Origin of the sequence: Arcanobacterium phocisimile (genome assembly GCF_016904675.1) — a bacterium.
Classification (GTDB): domain Bacteria; phylum Actinomycetota; class Actinomycetes; order Actinomycetales; family Actinomycetaceae; genus Arcanobacterium; species Arcanobacterium phocisimile.
This window is the reverse complement of record NZ_CP070228.1, coordinates 1,192,411-1,207,233: the sequence shown is the minus strand read 5'-3', so window position 1 is coordinate 1,207,233 and position 14,823 is coordinate 1,192,411. Positions and strand designations below refer to the sequence as shown.

At 50.0% G+C, this 14,823-nt stretch carries 16 protein-coding genes; 10 read left to right on the top strand and 6 right to left on the bottom strand.

Annotated features, from left to right (window positions below):
* The first annotated feature begins 116 nt into the window (after nucleotides 1-116).
* Nucleotides 117-1,571, top strand: a complete 1,455-nt coding sequence (locus tag JTE88_RS05360) for an ABC transporter permease/substrate-binding protein (RefSeq protein ID WP_239519489.1) — start codon at nucleotides 117-119, stop codon at nucleotides 1,569-1,571.
* On the top strand, nucleotides 1,568-2,341 hold the full coding sequence (locus JTE88_RS05355; RefSeq protein ID WP_204423293.1) for an ATP-binding cassette domain-containing protein: 774 nt from the start codon (nucleotides 1,568-1,570) through the stop codon (nucleotides 2,339-2,341). The genes JTE88_RS05360 and JTE88_RS05355 overlap by 4 nt, the downstream gene beginning before the upstream one ends.
* A gap of 1 nt (nucleotide 2,342) precedes the next feature.
* On the opposite strand, the gene JTE88_RS05350 is transcribed toward JTE88_RS05355, so the two are convergent.
* Nucleotides 2,343-4,223: a chloride channel protein gene (locus tag JTE88_RS05350; protein WP_239519488.1), complete on the bottom strand. Its 1,881-nt coding sequence runs from the start codon at nucleotides 4,221-4,223 to the stop codon at nucleotides 2,343-2,345.
* A gap of 184 nt (nucleotides 4,224-4,407) precedes the next feature.
* Nucleotides 4,408-4,647, bottom strand: coding sequence for a hypothetical protein (locus JTE88_RS05345; RefSeq protein ID WP_204423291.1), 240 nt, complete (start codon nucleotides 4,645-4,647; stop codon nucleotides 4,408-4,410).
* A 441-nt stretch (nucleotides 4,648-5,088) separates the two neighbouring features.
* Between JTE88_RS05345 and JTE88_RS05340 the strand changes: the two genes are divergently transcribed.
* The 4 genes from JTE88_RS05340 to JTE88_RS05325 all read left to right on the top strand — a co-directional run bounded on the left by JTE88_RS05340 (nucleotide 5,089) and on the right by JTE88_RS05325 (nucleotide 7,605).
* Nucleotides 5,089-5,271: a hypothetical protein gene (locus tag JTE88_RS05340; protein WP_204423290.1), complete on the top strand. Its 183-nt coding sequence runs from the start codon at nucleotides 5,089-5,091 to the stop codon at nucleotides 5,269-5,271.
* 403 nt (nucleotides 5,272-5,674) lie between these two features.
* Nucleotides 5,675-6,607, top strand: coding sequence for an MFS transporter (locus JTE88_RS05335; protein WP_204423288.1), 933 nt, complete (start codon nucleotides 5,675-5,677; stop codon nucleotides 6,605-6,607).
* Nucleotides 6,608-6,649: 42 nt separating this feature from the next.
* The gene (locus tag JTE88_RS05330; protein ID WP_204423286.1) at nucleotides 6,650-7,009 is read left to right on the top strand and encodes a hypothetical protein; all 360 of its coding nucleotides are present in this window, start codon (nucleotides 6,650-6,652) and stop codon (nucleotides 7,007-7,009) included.
* A complete protein-coding gene (locus JTE88_RS05325) occupies nucleotides 7,006-7,605 on the top strand; it encodes an ArsR/SmtB family transcription factor (RefSeq protein ID WP_204423285.1) in 600 nt (199 codons plus the stop codon). Before JTE88_RS05330 ends, JTE88_RS05325 begins: the two co-directional genes overlap by 4 nt.
* Nucleotides 7,606-8,104: 499 nt before the next feature.
* Here the strand turns inward: JTE88_RS05325 and JTE88_RS05320 are convergent, their stop codons facing one another.
* The 4 genes from JTE88_RS05320 to JTE88_RS05305 form a co-directional block, all read right to left on the bottom strand.
* Entirely contained in the window at nucleotides 8,105-9,820 is a 1,716-nt protein-coding gene (locus tag JTE88_RS05320; RefSeq protein ID WP_239519487.1) for a SulP family inorganic anion transporter, read from the bottom strand.
* A 226-nt stretch (nucleotides 9,821-10,046) separates the two neighbouring features.
* Nucleotides 10,047-10,637 carry a helix-turn-helix domain-containing protein gene (locus tag JTE88_RS05315; RefSeq protein WP_204423284.1) on the bottom strand — a complete coding sequence of 197 codons (591 nt, stop codon included), beginning with the start codon at nucleotides 10,635-10,637 and terminating at the stop codon, nucleotides 10,047-10,049.
* Nucleotides 10,638-11,004: 367 nt separating this feature from the next.
* On the bottom strand, nucleotides 11,005-11,754 hold the full coding sequence (locus JTE88_RS05310; RefSeq protein WP_204423282.1) for a DUF3021 family protein: 750 nt from the start codon (nucleotides 11,752-11,754) through the stop codon (nucleotides 11,005-11,007).
* Between the two features lie 9 nt (nucleotides 11,755-11,763).
* Nucleotides 11,764-12,216, bottom strand: coding sequence for a LytTR family DNA-binding domain-containing protein (locus JTE88_RS05305; protein WP_204423280.1), 453 nt, complete (start codon nucleotides 12,214-12,216; stop codon nucleotides 11,764-11,766).
* 188 nt (nucleotides 12,217-12,404) lie between these two features.
* Here JTE88_RS05305 and JTE88_RS05300 point away from each other — a divergent pair, with 188 nt between their 5' ends.
* The 4 genes from JTE88_RS05300 to JTE88_RS05285 are packed head-to-tail and all read left to right on the top strand — an operon-like array spanning nucleotide 12,405 to nucleotide 14,822.
* A complete protein-coding gene (locus JTE88_RS05300) occupies nucleotides 12,405-13,424 on the top strand; it encodes a diacylglycerol/lipid kinase family protein (protein WP_204423275.1) in 1,020 nt (339 codons plus the stop codon).
* On the top strand, nucleotides 13,421-13,807 hold the full coding sequence (locus JTE88_RS05295) for a fluoride efflux transporter FluC (protein WP_204423273.1): 387 nt from the start codon (nucleotides 13,421-13,423) through the stop codon (nucleotides 13,805-13,807). The genes JTE88_RS05300 and JTE88_RS05295 overlap by 4 nt, the downstream gene beginning before the upstream one ends.
* Entirely contained in the window at nucleotides 13,804-14,154 is a 351-nt protein-coding gene (gene crcB, locus JTE88_RS05290) for a fluoride efflux transporter CrcB (RefSeq protein WP_204423271.1), read from the top strand. Before JTE88_RS05295 ends, crcB begins: the two co-directional genes overlap by 4 nt.
* A gap of 41 nt (nucleotides 14,155-14,195) precedes the next feature.
* Nucleotides 14,196-14,822 carry a TetR/AcrR family transcriptional regulator gene (locus JTE88_RS05285; RefSeq protein WP_204423270.1) on the top strand — a complete coding sequence of 209 codons (627 nt, stop codon included), beginning with the start codon at nucleotides 14,196-14,198 and terminating at the stop codon, nucleotides 14,820-14,822.
* The last annotated feature ends 1 nt before the right edge of the window (nucleotide 14,823 follow it).

The window sequence follows — 14,823 nt, the reverse complement described above, 5'->3', positions numbered from 1 at the left end:
TAATCTTTGAAAGTGCGGTCAGTGTCGTGGGTGAGGTTCTCCAACTTTTATGGACTAGGCAGTCCTTCTTTTTTGATCTATTTCTCCAGCACCTGCTGATCTGTTCCATCTCTATCGTGCTGGCATGCTTCCTCGGAATTAGCCTCGGTATTGGTGCAGCAGAGCGTAAACAAGCCAGCGGAATAGTGATGGGTACAGCGAATTTCGTTTACACCATCCCGTCGATTTCGATGCTCGGCTTCCTTATCCCATTGTCTGGAATCGGTAATACCACCGCCATTATTGCATTAACCATTTACGGTCTACTTCCAATGGTTCGAGCAACCTACACCGGTCTAACGAACGTAGATCCATTGCTTGTCGAAGCCGCCCGTGGAATGGGGTCGACTCCCCGGCAGTTGCTATGGAAAATTAAGATGCCGTTAGCTCTGCCGGTGATCATTTCAGGATTGCGGAATATGGTTGTTATGACCATCGCGCTCGCGGGTATCGCCTCATTTGTTGGAGCTGGTGGTCTTGGTGTTGCGATCTACCGCGGAATCACCCTCAACAATACTGCGATGACGGTGGCGGGCAGTTTACTTATCGCTATCTTAGCCCTCGCCTCAGACGCTTTAATTGGTGTGTTTGCGAAACTTCTCGCGCCAGGTGCTAAGCGCAACCGCTTTGCCGTCGGTGCTCTGGGCACCACGTTCGTAGCTGCTCTTCTTGTGCCGCTCGTCGTCGTAGCTTTTCAAGCAAGTGGGACTACTATTCACATCGCAACTAAGCCGATGACTGAGCAGTACATCATGGGCGAGATCATGAAACAAAAGATTGAGGCTGAGACTGACCTGAAGGTGCAAGTCACCCAGGGTGTTGGCGGTGGAACCTCCAATATCCAACCCGGTATGGAAAAGGGAGATTTTGATATCTATCCCGAATACACCGGAACTGGATGGGCTGCAGTGTTAAAGAACGATGGAAACTATTCTCAAACTGATTTCTCGCAGCTAAACCAGCAGTACCAAAGCGATTATGACATGGAGTGGATCACTTCATATGGGTTCCAAAATACCTACGGAATAGCTGTTCCCGATGAACTCGCCAAGCAGTACAACCTGAAAACTATTGCCGATCTTGCACCGATCGCCGACCAGTTAGTGTTCGGGGCAGAACCTGATTTCTTTGAGCGGCTCGACGGATACAAAGGCTTGACCTCGGCATACCGAATCGAATTCGCTAGTACAAAAGATATCGATGTTGGTTTGAAGTACGATGCTATGAAGAGCCGGCAGATTCAGGCGATGCCAATTTTCACCACCGACGGTCAATTGGCTGGTTCTGGTCTCACCGTATTGCACGATAATCTCGGTTACTACCCAGCCTATGATTGCATGAACGTTGTTCGCAGCGAGATCTTGCGTCAGTATCCGCAAGTGCGTGAGATTCTCGAGAGCCTCGATGGGATGATCGACGAAGAAACCATGATTTCCATGAACTCACGGGTTGAGAACGAAGGCGCTACCCCTGCTGAGGTAGCAGCCGACTTCCTCGCCCAGTTAGAGCAGACGAAAGGTGCCGCAAAATGACAGCGCAGCCATCCAATGAATGCAACGAAATCATCATTAGCTTCGACGATGTAAAAAAATCATACGGCGATAAAACCATCATCGAATCGCTGTCCCTTACTGTGAAGCGAGGGGAGTTCTTAACGATTCTAGGTGAATCGGGCAGTGGCAAATCTACGCTTTTGAAAATGATTAACGGGCTTGTCACCCCTGATAGTGGCACTATCATGGTGGCTGGCACCAAGGTTGCGACTCCGGCTCCAGACACCGCTGAACTAGTTAAATTGCGTCGGCAGATCGGATATGCAGTTCAAGGTTCGATACTTTTCCCGCACCTGAGCGTAGCTCAGAATATCGGTTATGTTCCAAAGATTTCCGGCGCGTCAAAAGAAGAAATCAAAGCTGATATCGAGCGTGCCTCGAAGATTGCCGGTCTCGATGCAGAGTTATTGGAGCGTATGCCTGACCAGCTATCTGGTGGACAAGCGCAGCGAGTCGGGATTGCTCGATCAATTGCAGGGCGTCCGGAGCTTTTGCTTATGGACGAGCCGTTCGGAGCAGTCGACGAGATAACCCGCAGAGCACTGCAAGACGAGATTATGGACATTGTTCAACGTGAAGGACTAACCTGCTTATTCGTCACCCACGATACGTCAGAAGCACTCAAGCTGGGCTCGAAGGTGTTGGTATTGAAAGACGGTGCCATCGAACAGTACGACACTCCGGACCAGATCGCTAACGATGGAGCAACTGAGTACGTGCGCACGTTGATTAACCATCAGCCTGCCTGAATCAGTTTTCCTTCCGGTCCTGGCGGCGGGTGCGCTGAATCCGACGTGGGCGTAATCCGTCAGGATGCTTCATCAACCAGCGAGATCCGAACGACGATTCGTTTTCGATAGTAGACAGCGCAGCACGCTGTTGCTTATGGATCAGGCGTACTAGGTCGCGTTGGGTTACCCAGCCTGCGATTGTTTCATCGTCGTTGACGACGACGACGGCCGAGGCGTTGTTGTCGATCAGTGACGAAAGGACCTGGGTCGGGAGCATCTCGGGCGTGATATGGGTATGGTCCAGATCGATGGCGGACAGCGGCGTATCTGGCGAGATTCCCTCGGTCGATACGTGTGCCCAGATCAACGCGGTGAAACAACCAACGTATTTTCCGTCGTCGTCAGTAACTGGTATCCGTGTTCCGCGTGTGCGGACTAAGACGTGGTTTGCTTCGCGAATTGTTGCAGAAGTAGTGACCGTAGCAGGTACCGGCGTCATGAGCTTTGCGGCTGGGACGCGCCCAACCAATGTGTGGTCAACCGGATCGTCGAGAATGTCGCCGCGCCGAATAAGTTTGGTTGTGTAAATCGTCTTACGTGTTAAGAACCGGCTGGTGGCGGTAGCAACCACCACAGCTAGCATCATCGGCATGATCAATGAATACTGGCCGGTCATTTCGATAATGATGAGAACGCCAGTCATGGGGGCGCGGGCAGCGCCAGCAAATGCCGCTCCCATTCCGATGACACCGAAAACTGAGGCGGAAGTGCTAGTCAGTGGAGCAATTGCTTGGCCGAATGCAGAACCTACCATCGCACCGATGAAAAGAGTTGGGGCGAAAACACCGCCAGAACCACCAATGCCGATGGTGGTTGCGGTGAAAATTGCGCGCATGAGGGCTAAAAGTAGCAAGAATCCGATAGCGTATTTACCTTCGAGCGCATCGAGCTGAATCGGATATCCTGAGCCATACATTTCTGGCAAGAAAAAGAGCATGATGCCGATTGCGATACCGCCGATACCTGGGCGAGCCCATTCTGGTAGATGGTAGATGGCGTCGATTAAATCTTCTACTGCATAGAGAATCTTTGAAAATCCGAGCCCTGCCAGGGCTGCGATGAATCCAACGAGAATAATCAAGATGAAGTCAATGCTATTGCCAACGCGCAACACATAGGGAATTGCTACGACAGGGACGTCCTCTAAGAAGGCGTGCCCAACGAGCGAGGACGCAACAGCCGCGATCACGCACATGCCGAATGTTTCGGCGGTGAAGTTAATAAGAATGAGTTCCAGTGCGAACACTGCGCCAGCTAGGGGAGCGTTGAAGGTAGCAGCGATACCAGCGGCCGATCCGCAGCCAACGAAGAGGACGACCTGGCGGGTAGTCAGATGTAACTTATTTGCGATTGATGAACCCAGGGCTGCTCCGACTTGAACGATGGGACCTTCGCGGCCAACCGAGCCACCGCCACCTAACGTTAGTGCTGAAGCAATGATTTTAACGACTGCGACCGCACCGGGAATCTTTCCGCCCTTGCGTTTGACTGCCAACATGACTTCGGGAATGCCGTGTCCGCGCGCCGACGGCGCCCACTTGGTGATCATCGGTCCATACAAAAATCCGGAGATGACTGGGGTGAGGGCAATAAACCACGATCCCCAACCTGCTAGACCGTGGCTCGCGCCCGGGTGGGCAGAATAGTCAGAGTAGCCGGTCATCAGATAGGTCCAGCCTTCAATACAGTAATGAAAGACTACCGAGGCTAAACCGACGACGGCGCCGATAACAGCGGCGACGATAGCTAGCGTTGAACGATGGGAACCCAGGATTTTCATAAAGGACTTCATGCTGTCAGGTAGGCTTTCCGGTGCTGCTAAAAGACGGGGTTTGATCATGTTTAGGATACACCTGCTGGCGAAGATGTTCCGCCCGTGAACTGTGAGGCGGATTGCTTGAAAACCTAGGTGGTAAGCGATTTTCCGCAATGGTATGCGGGAAGTGGATTTTGCGTGAATTAGGAGACATGAGGATGGAGTGATGGAGGGCGTGCGCGGTTTCTCGCGTGTGAAGACTCAGCCCTCACTTTTTCGTCCATCTATCTTTGACTATTACTATCGCCAGGCTGCCGCAAAGAATTACTAGACCAAGGACGTAGGAAATAGTGAACTCTTTTGGTACTCCGTCACTTCCAGAAAATATCCACTCAATTCCGGCGAGATAGAGGGCAAACGGAAGCGGGATAGCTAAGATAATGAGAACTGATAGCAGATACGCCAATGGCGTGGGTAAGGTCCAATTCTTCTTTTTCCGCTTCGCCATTTGTGCCTCCTCTATATGCGTAGTTCTATATTTCCTTATTCACGTACCGCCATTTAAGGTGCTAATGCACTAAAGGTATCAAGGTTCTGTAATATGTGGAAAATGACGTGCCAGTGCAGGTGAGCGTACGACGTCGTAGGCGATAGGTACACAAGGCTTCACTACCCGCTTGTGTGAACACTAACGACGGGCCGATCTCCAGGTTGTGAGCCGAAAGGATACGAAGTGGAAAAACTGGCGGTACGAAAACTGATCATCGGCCTGTGTATTCTTGCGGTAACTGTACTAATGGGAAAAGCGCTTTTTAAAGCTCATCCTCGGACTCCGTCGTCGCCAACCCCGTTCCACCCATGCTTAGCGAGCTAGAAGCCAAAGGAGAACTCAAGGAAAATCTTTCTGTGGTACAACTGCAAAAGGAACAAGAATTAGCCGAGGAGAAAGATGGCTACGAGTTACCTGCGGGTGGGTACGTTTGACGTTGAGTATTCGTTCCCGGAGTTAACTGGTCGGCTTTCCGAGATGGATGACCCGGACAAGCAAGGGTTTTCTATGGAGGACAAAGTCGAGGTTGAAAAAGTCTGTTACGAGCCGGAGTATTTCAAATCAGATGCGCTTGTCCAGTGAAAATGTGCGTGGCTGAAAGAGGCAGTAGTCGCCCAAGAAGCTGGCGATCGTAGTCGTTTCGTCGCTGCCAATGCTCAGCTACGTGCGTTTCCCAGTCGTGAAGAAGCCTCAATGTTTCCCGATTGCGATGTTTTCCTCAATGAAAACGTCGTGTCGTTAGAGGAGAGAAGAGTCCAGGCTACTTGCAGTTTCATCAACTCTGGCTACACATGTGTGAAACAAAATCAGTTAGATAACGAGTGGCTGTCTCGAGATGTGCCTAGACCCGGCGGGTTAGGTTGCCTAGGCGGCACAGATTTGCGTGCGTAGCAGGTTTTTCCGTTGATTATACGTGGAGAATAGAGAGTGTCTAAATAGTTCAATAAAAGTTGCGCAAAATAATTTGAAGTAATAATCTCGAGCTATGAATACTTGTGTAAAAACGACTAATACTACATCCTCACTCTGGAATCGCCCGGATTACCGATCATGGTTTTTAGGTGACACAGCGGCCAACTTTGCCGGCAGTATCCGAATGTTTGCACTGCCGTTCGCCGTCATGGCACTTACAGGGTCAGCCGTCCGGGCAGGATTGATAGCTACTATGGCACAAGCAATCGGAATTGTATGCATGATTCCTGGAGGGATAATAATTGATCGATTCGACAGGCGAAAGCTCATCTACATATTTTCAATCCTCGGCATTACCGTCTGGTCACTCATCGCAGTTTTATTCGCCACAGAAAAACTCACCTTTCCTATTCTTGTTGTCCTTACCTCAGTTGGTGCGACAAACACGGGACTCTTTGGATCTGCTACGGACGCCGTTTTACGCACGATTGTGCGTGGCGAATATTTAGTTAAAGCGCAGGCGGCAAATAGAGGACGCGACGCGACCGTAGAACTTGCTGCCCCTCCGCTAGGTGCGGCACTTTATTCTTTTGCGACGTGGGCGCCATTTGCGAGCTCCGTACTCGGGTATCTCATCCTCGGGCTATGTGGAGGACTGATCAAGAGCGATCTGCATCCCAGGGGTGGGGTAGTGGAGGAAAATCCTGTGGAGGAAAATTCTGAGTCCGGTGAATGTACGCAGAACCGAACGGGAATCGCGAAATCCTTCAGAAACGCCTATTGCACCTTTATTGCAGACTTTCGTGAAGGGTGGGGATGGATTCGTAACCACAGGCTCGTACTTCGCATTGCGCTCCCACTATCGCTCTTTAACGTGGGATTTACTGGCACACAATACACCTATACGTATGCGCTTGTGCTTTCCGGGCGGACACCCGAATCAATCGCAGTGTATAACATGGCCATCGCACTATTTGCGTTCGGTGGCGCGATACTCGCCGGATAATTTTCACCTCGAATCAAGACGGGGACGATATTCTCGATCGGAGTGCCAGCAGCGGTTCTTGTTTTGGTCCCGACGGTGTTCTCACTTGAATATTTCACCCTGATTCCATGTGTTGGCGCCTTCCTTCTGATAATGATTTTTGTTGAAGGGCACGCAAGTATTCTTTTCTCTGCAGCACCAGTTGATATGCAAGGTCGGCTGTGGTCTTTGATATCTCTGATCACATCGTTGCCGTTGGCTCTTGCTCCCACGATCGCCGGCTGGATGCTTGACTCAATTGGCTATACTCCAGCAGTCTCATCGTTTATCCTGCTGTCCTTTGTTACCGGAGCATCGTGGATACTGATGCCGGGAGTGCGTTCACTGCCGAAACCCGACCAGTGGGATACGATTGAACTATGACGATAAAGGCTAATTCCGATGTTGCCAAAGCGCTCGCTAACCCCATCCGGCTCAATATCGTATACGAGTTGCGGTTGCGTGGTAGGGCGCGTACTTCCGATTTAGCTAGAGTTCTTGATATTGCACCGAATAAGATGTCCTATCATCTCAAAACGCTCCAGAGCGCGGGAGTCATATATCAAGTTAATGGTGAAAGTGACCGTCGCGAAGTGTGGTGGTCGGCTATTGATGGTGGCTGGGAAATCGATGACCCGAAAGTGGCACCAGCTTTATATGTAGCCCTGTCAAATCTTGAAGGTGAAGTTCGCGAGCGAGCTGATAGCTTTAGCGAAGCGCTCAGTGAAAGAGGAGTGAGGTTAGTTCGGGCAATGAGCGATAGCATTCTTCTACTGTCTCTCGCAGATGCCGAACAATTAGCTAATGAACTGAGCGCGCTCTATGCGAAGTACGCCGATATCTCGAATAATACGAGACAAGCGCGTGAAAAGAACAGCGCGCAAAGTTGTCTTCAATATGATTTCAGGTTCTCGCTACTTCCGATCGCTGATGCTCCAGAAGAGGGCAGTAGGTGGGATGGAGATCCCGTTGACATATAACAGATTATGGCAAGATTAGTGTATGTTTCGCTGACGGTTCGTTGCGAGGGTTATATGACAGGATCTGATGCTGTCAGGAACGGCTGGGACTTCGAACGAAATATTTGGCGTGTCAAGATAAGTTATCTCCATACCAACGCCGGCGATTGATCATAATATGAAGAATATCACTGCTCGGTCGTATTTGATAGGTGCGTTGAATTAATCGCTGGATAAGAAAAACCTTCTGGTAGGGTTGCCCATTGAAGGGTATACCGCGACGGCGAATGCCGAGCGTTACTGTATCATTCGAGGCTGTATCCCGCCAATAAATTCAAGAATATTAATGGTTATGTCAATGAATAGTTTAGAGAAAATCCCTCCATTGATGAGGTACTAATAAAATGGAAGAGGACCAAGATCTAGCTGAGCGAGAGAGTATTGAGACTGATACTTGCCCTTGGTAAAGAGCTAATTGCTGCAACCGCTCATGAAGAGCCGAGTATCTTTAGAGTAAGTCTCAACAACTGCATGCGACCTTGCCAGAGTCATTGCCTTGTTCCTGAGCAATGTGTTGTGCGATAAGCTCGCGTGCAGCGTTCGTAGCGTCGTCTATCGAGTCAAACAGATAACCAGGAGACGTAAGCGAAGCAATCACACCCACATTTTGCGCTGCCCGCACGTGTTCTGGACGTAAGCCCTTGATCATCGTTGTGATGCCGCGTTCGTTCAGCTCGCTAACTACTTCAGCGAGGTGCTTAGCTCCAGAAGCATCTAAAATGCCAACGTGAGACATAGATAAGATAACCACCTCAACTGATTGAGGAACCTTAGATAACTCAGTAACAATGCGCTCGGCGGCGCCAAAGAACATCGAACCATCAAGACGGAAATAGACGATTCGTTCGTCGTTCTTCATTTTCTCACCCGGTAACGTCAATTGAACAACGCCAGATAACCGCGATAGCTGGTACATCGCCCACAGAATAGCGATAACGACGCCGAACGCGATAGCCGCAACGAGATCGAAAACTATAGTGACGAATGCCGTTGCCCAGAAAACAAGCCGATCTCCTCGAGTTGAGCCGGTAACTTGGCGAATCGTTGCGAAAGATACCATGCGCACTGCGGTAACAAACAAGACCCCAGCTAAGGCAGATAAAGGGATATGACTAACTAAACCAGCTGCGAAGTAAACAATACCGGTGAGGAGAATTGAGTGAGTAGTCGCAGATAACCGGCTAGTTGCTCCAGATTTCACATTAACAGCGGTACGTGCGATAGCTCCGGTTGCTGGCATACCCCCAAACATTCCAGACCCGATAGATGCCAATCCTTGGCCCACCAGTTCGCGGTCAGGAGCATAAGAACCTTGACCTGGCATTCCAGCAGCCACACGCGCCGAAAGTAATGATTCGATGGCAGCCAAAAGGGCAACTGCGCACGCGGCTGGTGCAAGCTCTATGAGCAGATCCAAACGAACCAGTGGCAGTCGGGGCGCAGGTAGCGAATCTGGTAGGGTGCCGATCGTCGGTACGTTAAAGTCTCCGATGTAGGCGATCAGCGAGACGACGATGACTGCTACTAAAGAAGCGGGGAACGTCGGAGAGATCCGCGAAGAACCGATAATGATAAGCATCGTCATCCCAGCAATTCCGAGAGTAAACAACGATACTGTCCAGTCGGCGTCAACGACGGCGAGAAAAGCGCCGCGAAGTGATTTGACACCGGCTGGAATTTTTGTGCCCATCGCCAGAGGTACTTGTTGTAAGGCGATGAGCGTAGCAATGCCTAAAGTGAAACCTTCGACCACGGACCATGGAATAAGCGAAATAGCGCGGCCGAGCCCTAACAGACCCAGAGCTAAAACTATGCCGCCAGCCATCAGAGAAAGAAGCATGATGGAATTTGCGCCATGTTCGGCAACAATCGGAGCTAAAATGACAACCATGGCACCGGTTGGCCCAGAAACTTGAACATGTGATCCACCGAAGATAGCAGCAATCAGCCCAGCAACGATTGCGGTGACAAGTCCGGCAGCTGCTCCCACTCCAGAGGAAACTCCGAATGCGAGGGCGAGGGGTAGTGCGACAATACCAACGGTTATTCCGGCGATAATATCGTGTTTGATATTTGCATGAAGGTAGTCATCTTTCGTAGGTAGCAGGGAATGTAAATGTCGAATGACGGTAGAAAAATGCAACGAAAGATCACAACCTTTTTCAGTTTCTGACACGGGTGTTTTAAGGCGCGACGAAGCTGCATAAAATAATGTGGAAACACTGAGAAAAATACGACTACTGCGTACGCCTTTTAATCACTTTCATTATCCAAAAAAATATTGAAAAACTCAATTAGCAAGAAGGTGATATGAAGATCTTAAATCTGGTTGTGCACAGTGGATATCCTGAGAATTCATTCAGCTGGCAATCCTCACAGTGGGAAACAACAACGTCGAGTTTTCACTGGTCAGAGTCTTCGATGATTTGTGGACTCCCAAAAAGTCCTTTTAGTTCTACAGGTGCGAAGAATCGCAGTTCGTAGTTGCTCTCACCAGCTATCATCGCGGTATGAATTGCGTTGATCTCTTTCTCAACTGAATCGATGTCTAGATACCAACCAATGATTTCTTCTTTTCGTTCCCAGAAACCTTTTCTGGTAACACCTAAAAGAGCATACTGAATTTTTCCTGAACCGAGCGCTCGCGTAGCGCGCACGTCGTAGCACAAGAGCAACTTTTTCTTATCGAATGAGGAAATGGCGATCCGGTCCAGTGGCCGGATCACGTGAACATGTTGGTGCGGTGGTTGCGCCGCTTGTTCTGCCTCGCCCACGTGGGAAACTCCGGTAAGTGCAAAGAGGTCGTCGAGAGATACCGTCAGCTCGCGAGCGAGCAACACCAGTTTCTCAACTTCGGGGTATCCACTACCATTTTCCCATTTCGACACTGCTTGGCGTGATACTCCAAGCAGGTCAGCAAGCTGTTCTTGAGTAATATTTTTCTTTGTACGGGCAGTTTTTAAGCGTGTTGCGAAGATACGATTAAGACTCACTGATAGTTCCTGTTCCTGATAGTTCACTGTTCTAGTGATCTATAGATGCTATGTCCACTAGAACAGCCATACGATCTTACTGTCAAGCAACCAGAAATGTTTACTCAGCAACCTAGTGTTGCAGAGCGTTTCATTTTTCGTCATACGCATAATTTTCAGGTGTAATTTCAGGTTGCGAAATTTACTCAGAGAGCTTCTCCGAATCTATTCGTTAAGCGACTGGGTTCTGCATAATCTAGCTACTTTTATGTCACAGCTGTCGGGTTGAAGATTGTGAACCGAAAAATTCTCTGCCTCAACTATGATTGATGAAGGTACCACTATCTACAGGTGTTATTTGTTGCGATTTTCTGCCCTGCGCTCGCGGTCATTGAATGACGTCATTGCCGTCTACTGGGTAGAAGTAGACGAACTTGAATCCAAAATTATAGGCTCCGACCATGGTTAGTACTGAAATGAGCGCTGACGACGTTGATACTGTACGAGGCTGTTCAAGCATAGCGCGGTAGCGTTGCCCGCCAAATTCAACTAGTGGCTCCATGCTTTCAGAAATGATGAACAAGTCTGGATGCTCTCGTTCTTTGAAGGCAAGGAGTTCGGCAGTGAAATCTTTCGGGGTCAAAATCGGCTGGTTTGGTTCGAAAAACAGCTGTGCTTGAGGTAACCCAAGACGGAGTCGGAATTGTCGATTGAGTTTCGCGATGCGGTAATTTGTGACGACGAGGTAGCCTATCCAGGCGGTCGTGTAGAGGCTCAGGACGATGGCGATGAAGCCGATTGCCCAGGATAGTTGTGGCCACCAGCCTAGTACGCCTCCGATTACTGAGCCTGTGATTGCCACGATGATCCCGTGGATAGAGAGCTTGGCTAGTGGCGTCCATTTCATGTCACGCAGGACGGAAAAAGATACCAGAGTCAGTACTCCATACAGCGCATAGAGGCTGCGTTGAATAATGAGCGGTGTCGTTTCGGAATCGAATTGTTCCATAAAACTCTGTGAGCCGTGGTAGTAGTGGGACCCAGTCAGACCTGATATGAGTAACTCTACTGTGACGGCTAGTCCAATTCCGCCAAAAGCTCCCATGAAGATTATTCCGAGAACCATCTTCTTCGACATGCTTGTTCCTTAAATATCTAGTGCGCGCTTGAAAGCTGATAGTTGACGTCGAGAAACGAAAAAGTGCATATCGTTTTTGAGATGAACACTTATTGTTCCGGTGTATGAAAGGTCAAGATGCGTAATTGCATCCATGTTGACGATAGCTGACTGCGAGATTTGAACGAAACTGGTTCGTGGAAGAAAGTTCTCTAGTTCATACAGACGCAACTTAACCTGCCATGTGCCAGATGAAGTAGCTACCCAAACGCGTCGATCTTTGGTGAAGAAGGCGAGGCACTCAGCGAAGTCCAAGATGCGTGCTTGGTTCGCGCTATAACCAACGATCACGCGTGGGATGGCAGGATCTGTTTGGCGAGCGAGTTCTTCAATGGCGGTGACAGTAGCATCAATGACGGGGGTCACGACGTCAACGCTTCCCTCGTCAAGTTGTCGATCTATGGTGAGGGAAAATTTCATCATTTTCCTTTCTTCCGTTCGCCGATACTCATGTTATTTATACAGCATGCCGGAAATGATAATTGCGTACAGTGGCTAAGTGGTTGATTTTTATGGGTATACGGTCACAAGTGATACAGTGAATGGAAAGTGAACAGTGCCACGTCAACATTGTAGCCACTGGCATAACTATCATCGCTAGACTCGCAATTATGAATCACTCGCCTTTCTTGCACCCTCCGCGTCAGCAGGTAGCTGACCGCCCGCACATTCGTTTTATTTTGAGTCGGGGAGCGGGGAAAGGACGAGCGCACGCATTAACTCAAGAAATCTTGCACCAATATCCGCATGCCACCCACACCCGGTTAGGTGATCGGCGAGAGAACGCCGGAGAGGTGACCATTTCGCTCACGCGAGGCCCGGACCACGTGCGCGAGCTTGCTGCTGAATGGGATCGATTCTGGGGTGATTCCGGCGTATGTTATGTTGCGGGCGGTGATGGATCTGTCAACGAAGTAGCCAGCGCTCTCGTTGGTCAAGCGTGTGCTTTCGGAGTAATTCCGGCAGGAACTGGCAATGACTTTGCGCGTAGTCTCTACCAAGGCGATGTCGGCTATAACGAAGCGCTAGGGCTGGTTGGCGCAACGAAGCAAGCAGAGTTTTCACCTATCGATGTTCTTAAAGTCAACGATCAATATTCCGTGAATGTTTTCTCGCTCGGATACGATACTGAAGTTCTTAACGAAGCCATGCATATCCAGCGTCGTTTCCGTAAATTAGGTAGCAGTGCCTATGCGGCAGGTGTCCTTCGTACGTTGCTTCGTAAAAAGTCAATTCCGTTACGATTCACCTACCTCGACGCCACTGGACAACGTGTCAACATCGAGCAGTCCTGCACAGCTTTTGTTGTGGGGAATGGCCGTATGTATGGTGGAGGATACCAGCCTTTGCCAGATGCTTTGCTCGATGATTCGGTTGCAGATCTGTTCTACGCAGACAAAATGGGTCTGATGCGGTTCGCGCGATTGTTAGTAGATTATCGCCACGGAGCCCATACGACGAAACCTCAAGCCCATATGGCGCAGATCCTCGAGATCGACGTCGAACGCGGTGACGGCGAACCGTTGTTATGGAACGTCGATGGAATTGTTCACGAGAGTCCGACAGTTCATTTGGAAAACATCCCCAATGCGGTGAGTTTGGCTCGCTTGCCTTTGGAAGGAAAATCATGAGTGCCATACGTGTCTCTGGTGCCATCTTTTCCGGAGCATTTTTCGGTGTTTTGGCTCGATGGCTGATTGTTTCGCTCCTGCCAGATGATATTCTCTGGCCGATATTTTCGATCAACATCGCGGGAAGTTTCCTCTTGGGTTGGTTCAATGGGCGAATGAATCGTTCTCCGCGGTGGTGGAACTCGTCGGCACATGCGCGACTCTTTTTCACAACCGGCATGCTTGGTGGGTTTACCACCTATTCGACGTTTGCCCTCGATGTCCTGGGCTTGGCGACTGATCAGTTGCTGTGGGGGATTGGCTTTGCAGCAGCGCAGTTAATCCTTGGAGTCGGTGCTGCGGTTGCCGGTTTGATCGTGGGCGAAAAAGGAGGCCGTCGGTGATTTTTCTTATCGGAGCCGCTGGTGGATTCGGAGCGGTTTGTCGTTACTGGGTTGATGCTGGAACGAAGATGGCGATTACCACGCCCACGCCGTTCTCAACTGCCGTGATCAACATGCTCGGATCTTTTTTCTTGGGATTTATTGCTGCCACGCAATTTGATCCGGCTTGGAGTGTAGTTCTCGGGGTAGGGTTTTGTGGTGGTTTTACCACCTTTAGCACGGCAAGCGTCGAAGTGGCTATATTGTTGCGCGACAAGCGCCGGTTGTATGCAGTCAATTATGCGGTATTGATGTGTGTGCTTAGTGTCCTAGCTGCGGCGGTCGGTGCGATTATTCCCGCAAGCTAAAATAATTGCACTAGGGTGCAACGTTGCACTATAGTGCAGGTATGACAGAAAATGCTACAGACTGCACGAGACGCGAAAGCAACCGTCGGAAAACTGCGGAGAGCATCGTGCGCGCCGCAATTGAACTGGTAACTCAAGCCGGCTCAATCGATGCCGTCGCTATCGACGATATCGCCAGCCAAGCACAGGTTTCCCGGCGCACCTTCTTCAACCACTACGCCTCAAAAAACGCCGCATTATTAGAGCCGATTTTCACCTATCGCTCACTCTATTTAGCCAAGATGCTGAGTGCTCCCCAAAATCTTAGCCTCTGGCAAGCGGTCGAATATGCGATAACTGCAACGATCACCGAAACTCCAGATCTCACTTTGGTAGCTCAATCCGATTTCATCTTGAGGCAACTCGTCCACGCCTCGTCGTCGTCACCCGACATCCCATACCTCGAAGCGCAACGTGCCCACCAACACGTGCTCAATGAACACCTCGCCGAGCGTATTGGTAGCGGCGACCCCCTCGCAATCCGGCTGATAGCCGGAGTAGGTGAACACATGCTACGTCTGTGTCTACACGATATCTCCGCATCAACTCGTGAACCCGAAAAGGTAGCAAAAGAAAACCTTTCCCATGTAATGACGATCCTCCAGAGCCAACCATTCGGCTCGAAATGAC

Bases quoted from the DNA above. Each gene is read 5' to 3' on its own strand.
- JTE88_RS05355 (WP_204423293.1), top strand. From the start codon at position 1,568: ATGACAGCGCAGCCATCCAATGAATGCAACGAAATCATCATTAGCTTC.
- JTE88_RS05350 (WP_239519488.1), bottom strand. From the start codon at position 4,223: ATGATCAAACCCCGTCTTTTAGCAGCACCGGAAAGCCTACCTGACAGC.
- JTE88_RS05345 (WP_204423291.1), bottom strand. From the start codon at position 4,647: ATGGCGAAGCGGAAAAAGAAGAATTGGACCTTACCCACGCCATTGGCG.
- JTE88_RS05340 (WP_204423290.1), top strand. From the start codon at position 5,089: ATGGCTACGAGTTACCTGCGGGTGGGTACGTTTGACGTTGAGTATTCG.
- JTE88_RS05335 (WP_204423288.1), top strand. From the start codon at position 5,675: ATGAATACTTGTGTAAAAACGACTAATACTACATCCTCACTCTGGAAT.
- JTE88_RS05325 (WP_204423285.1), top strand. From the start codon at position 7,006: ATGACGATAAAGGCTAATTCCGATGTTGCCAAAGCGCTCGCTAACCCC.
- JTE88_RS05310 (WP_204423282.1), bottom strand. From the start codon at position 11,754: ATGTCGAAGAAGATGGTTCTCGGAATAATCTTCATGGGAGCTTTTGGC.
- JTE88_RS05305 (WP_204423280.1), bottom strand. From the start codon at position 12,216: ATGATGAAATTTTCCCTCACCATAGATCGACAACTTGACGAGGGAAGC.
- JTE88_RS05300 (WP_204423275.1), top strand. From the start codon at position 12,405: ATGAATCACTCGCCTTTCTTGCACCCTCCGCGTCAGCAGGTAGCTGAC.
- JTE88_RS05295 (WP_204423273.1), top strand. From the start codon at position 13,421: ATGAGTGCCATACGTGTCTCTGGTGCCATCTTTTCCGGAGCATTTTTC.
- JTE88_RS05285 (WP_204423270.1), top strand. From the start codon at position 14,196: ATGACAGAAAATGCTACAGACTGCACGAGACGCGAAAGCAACCGTCGG.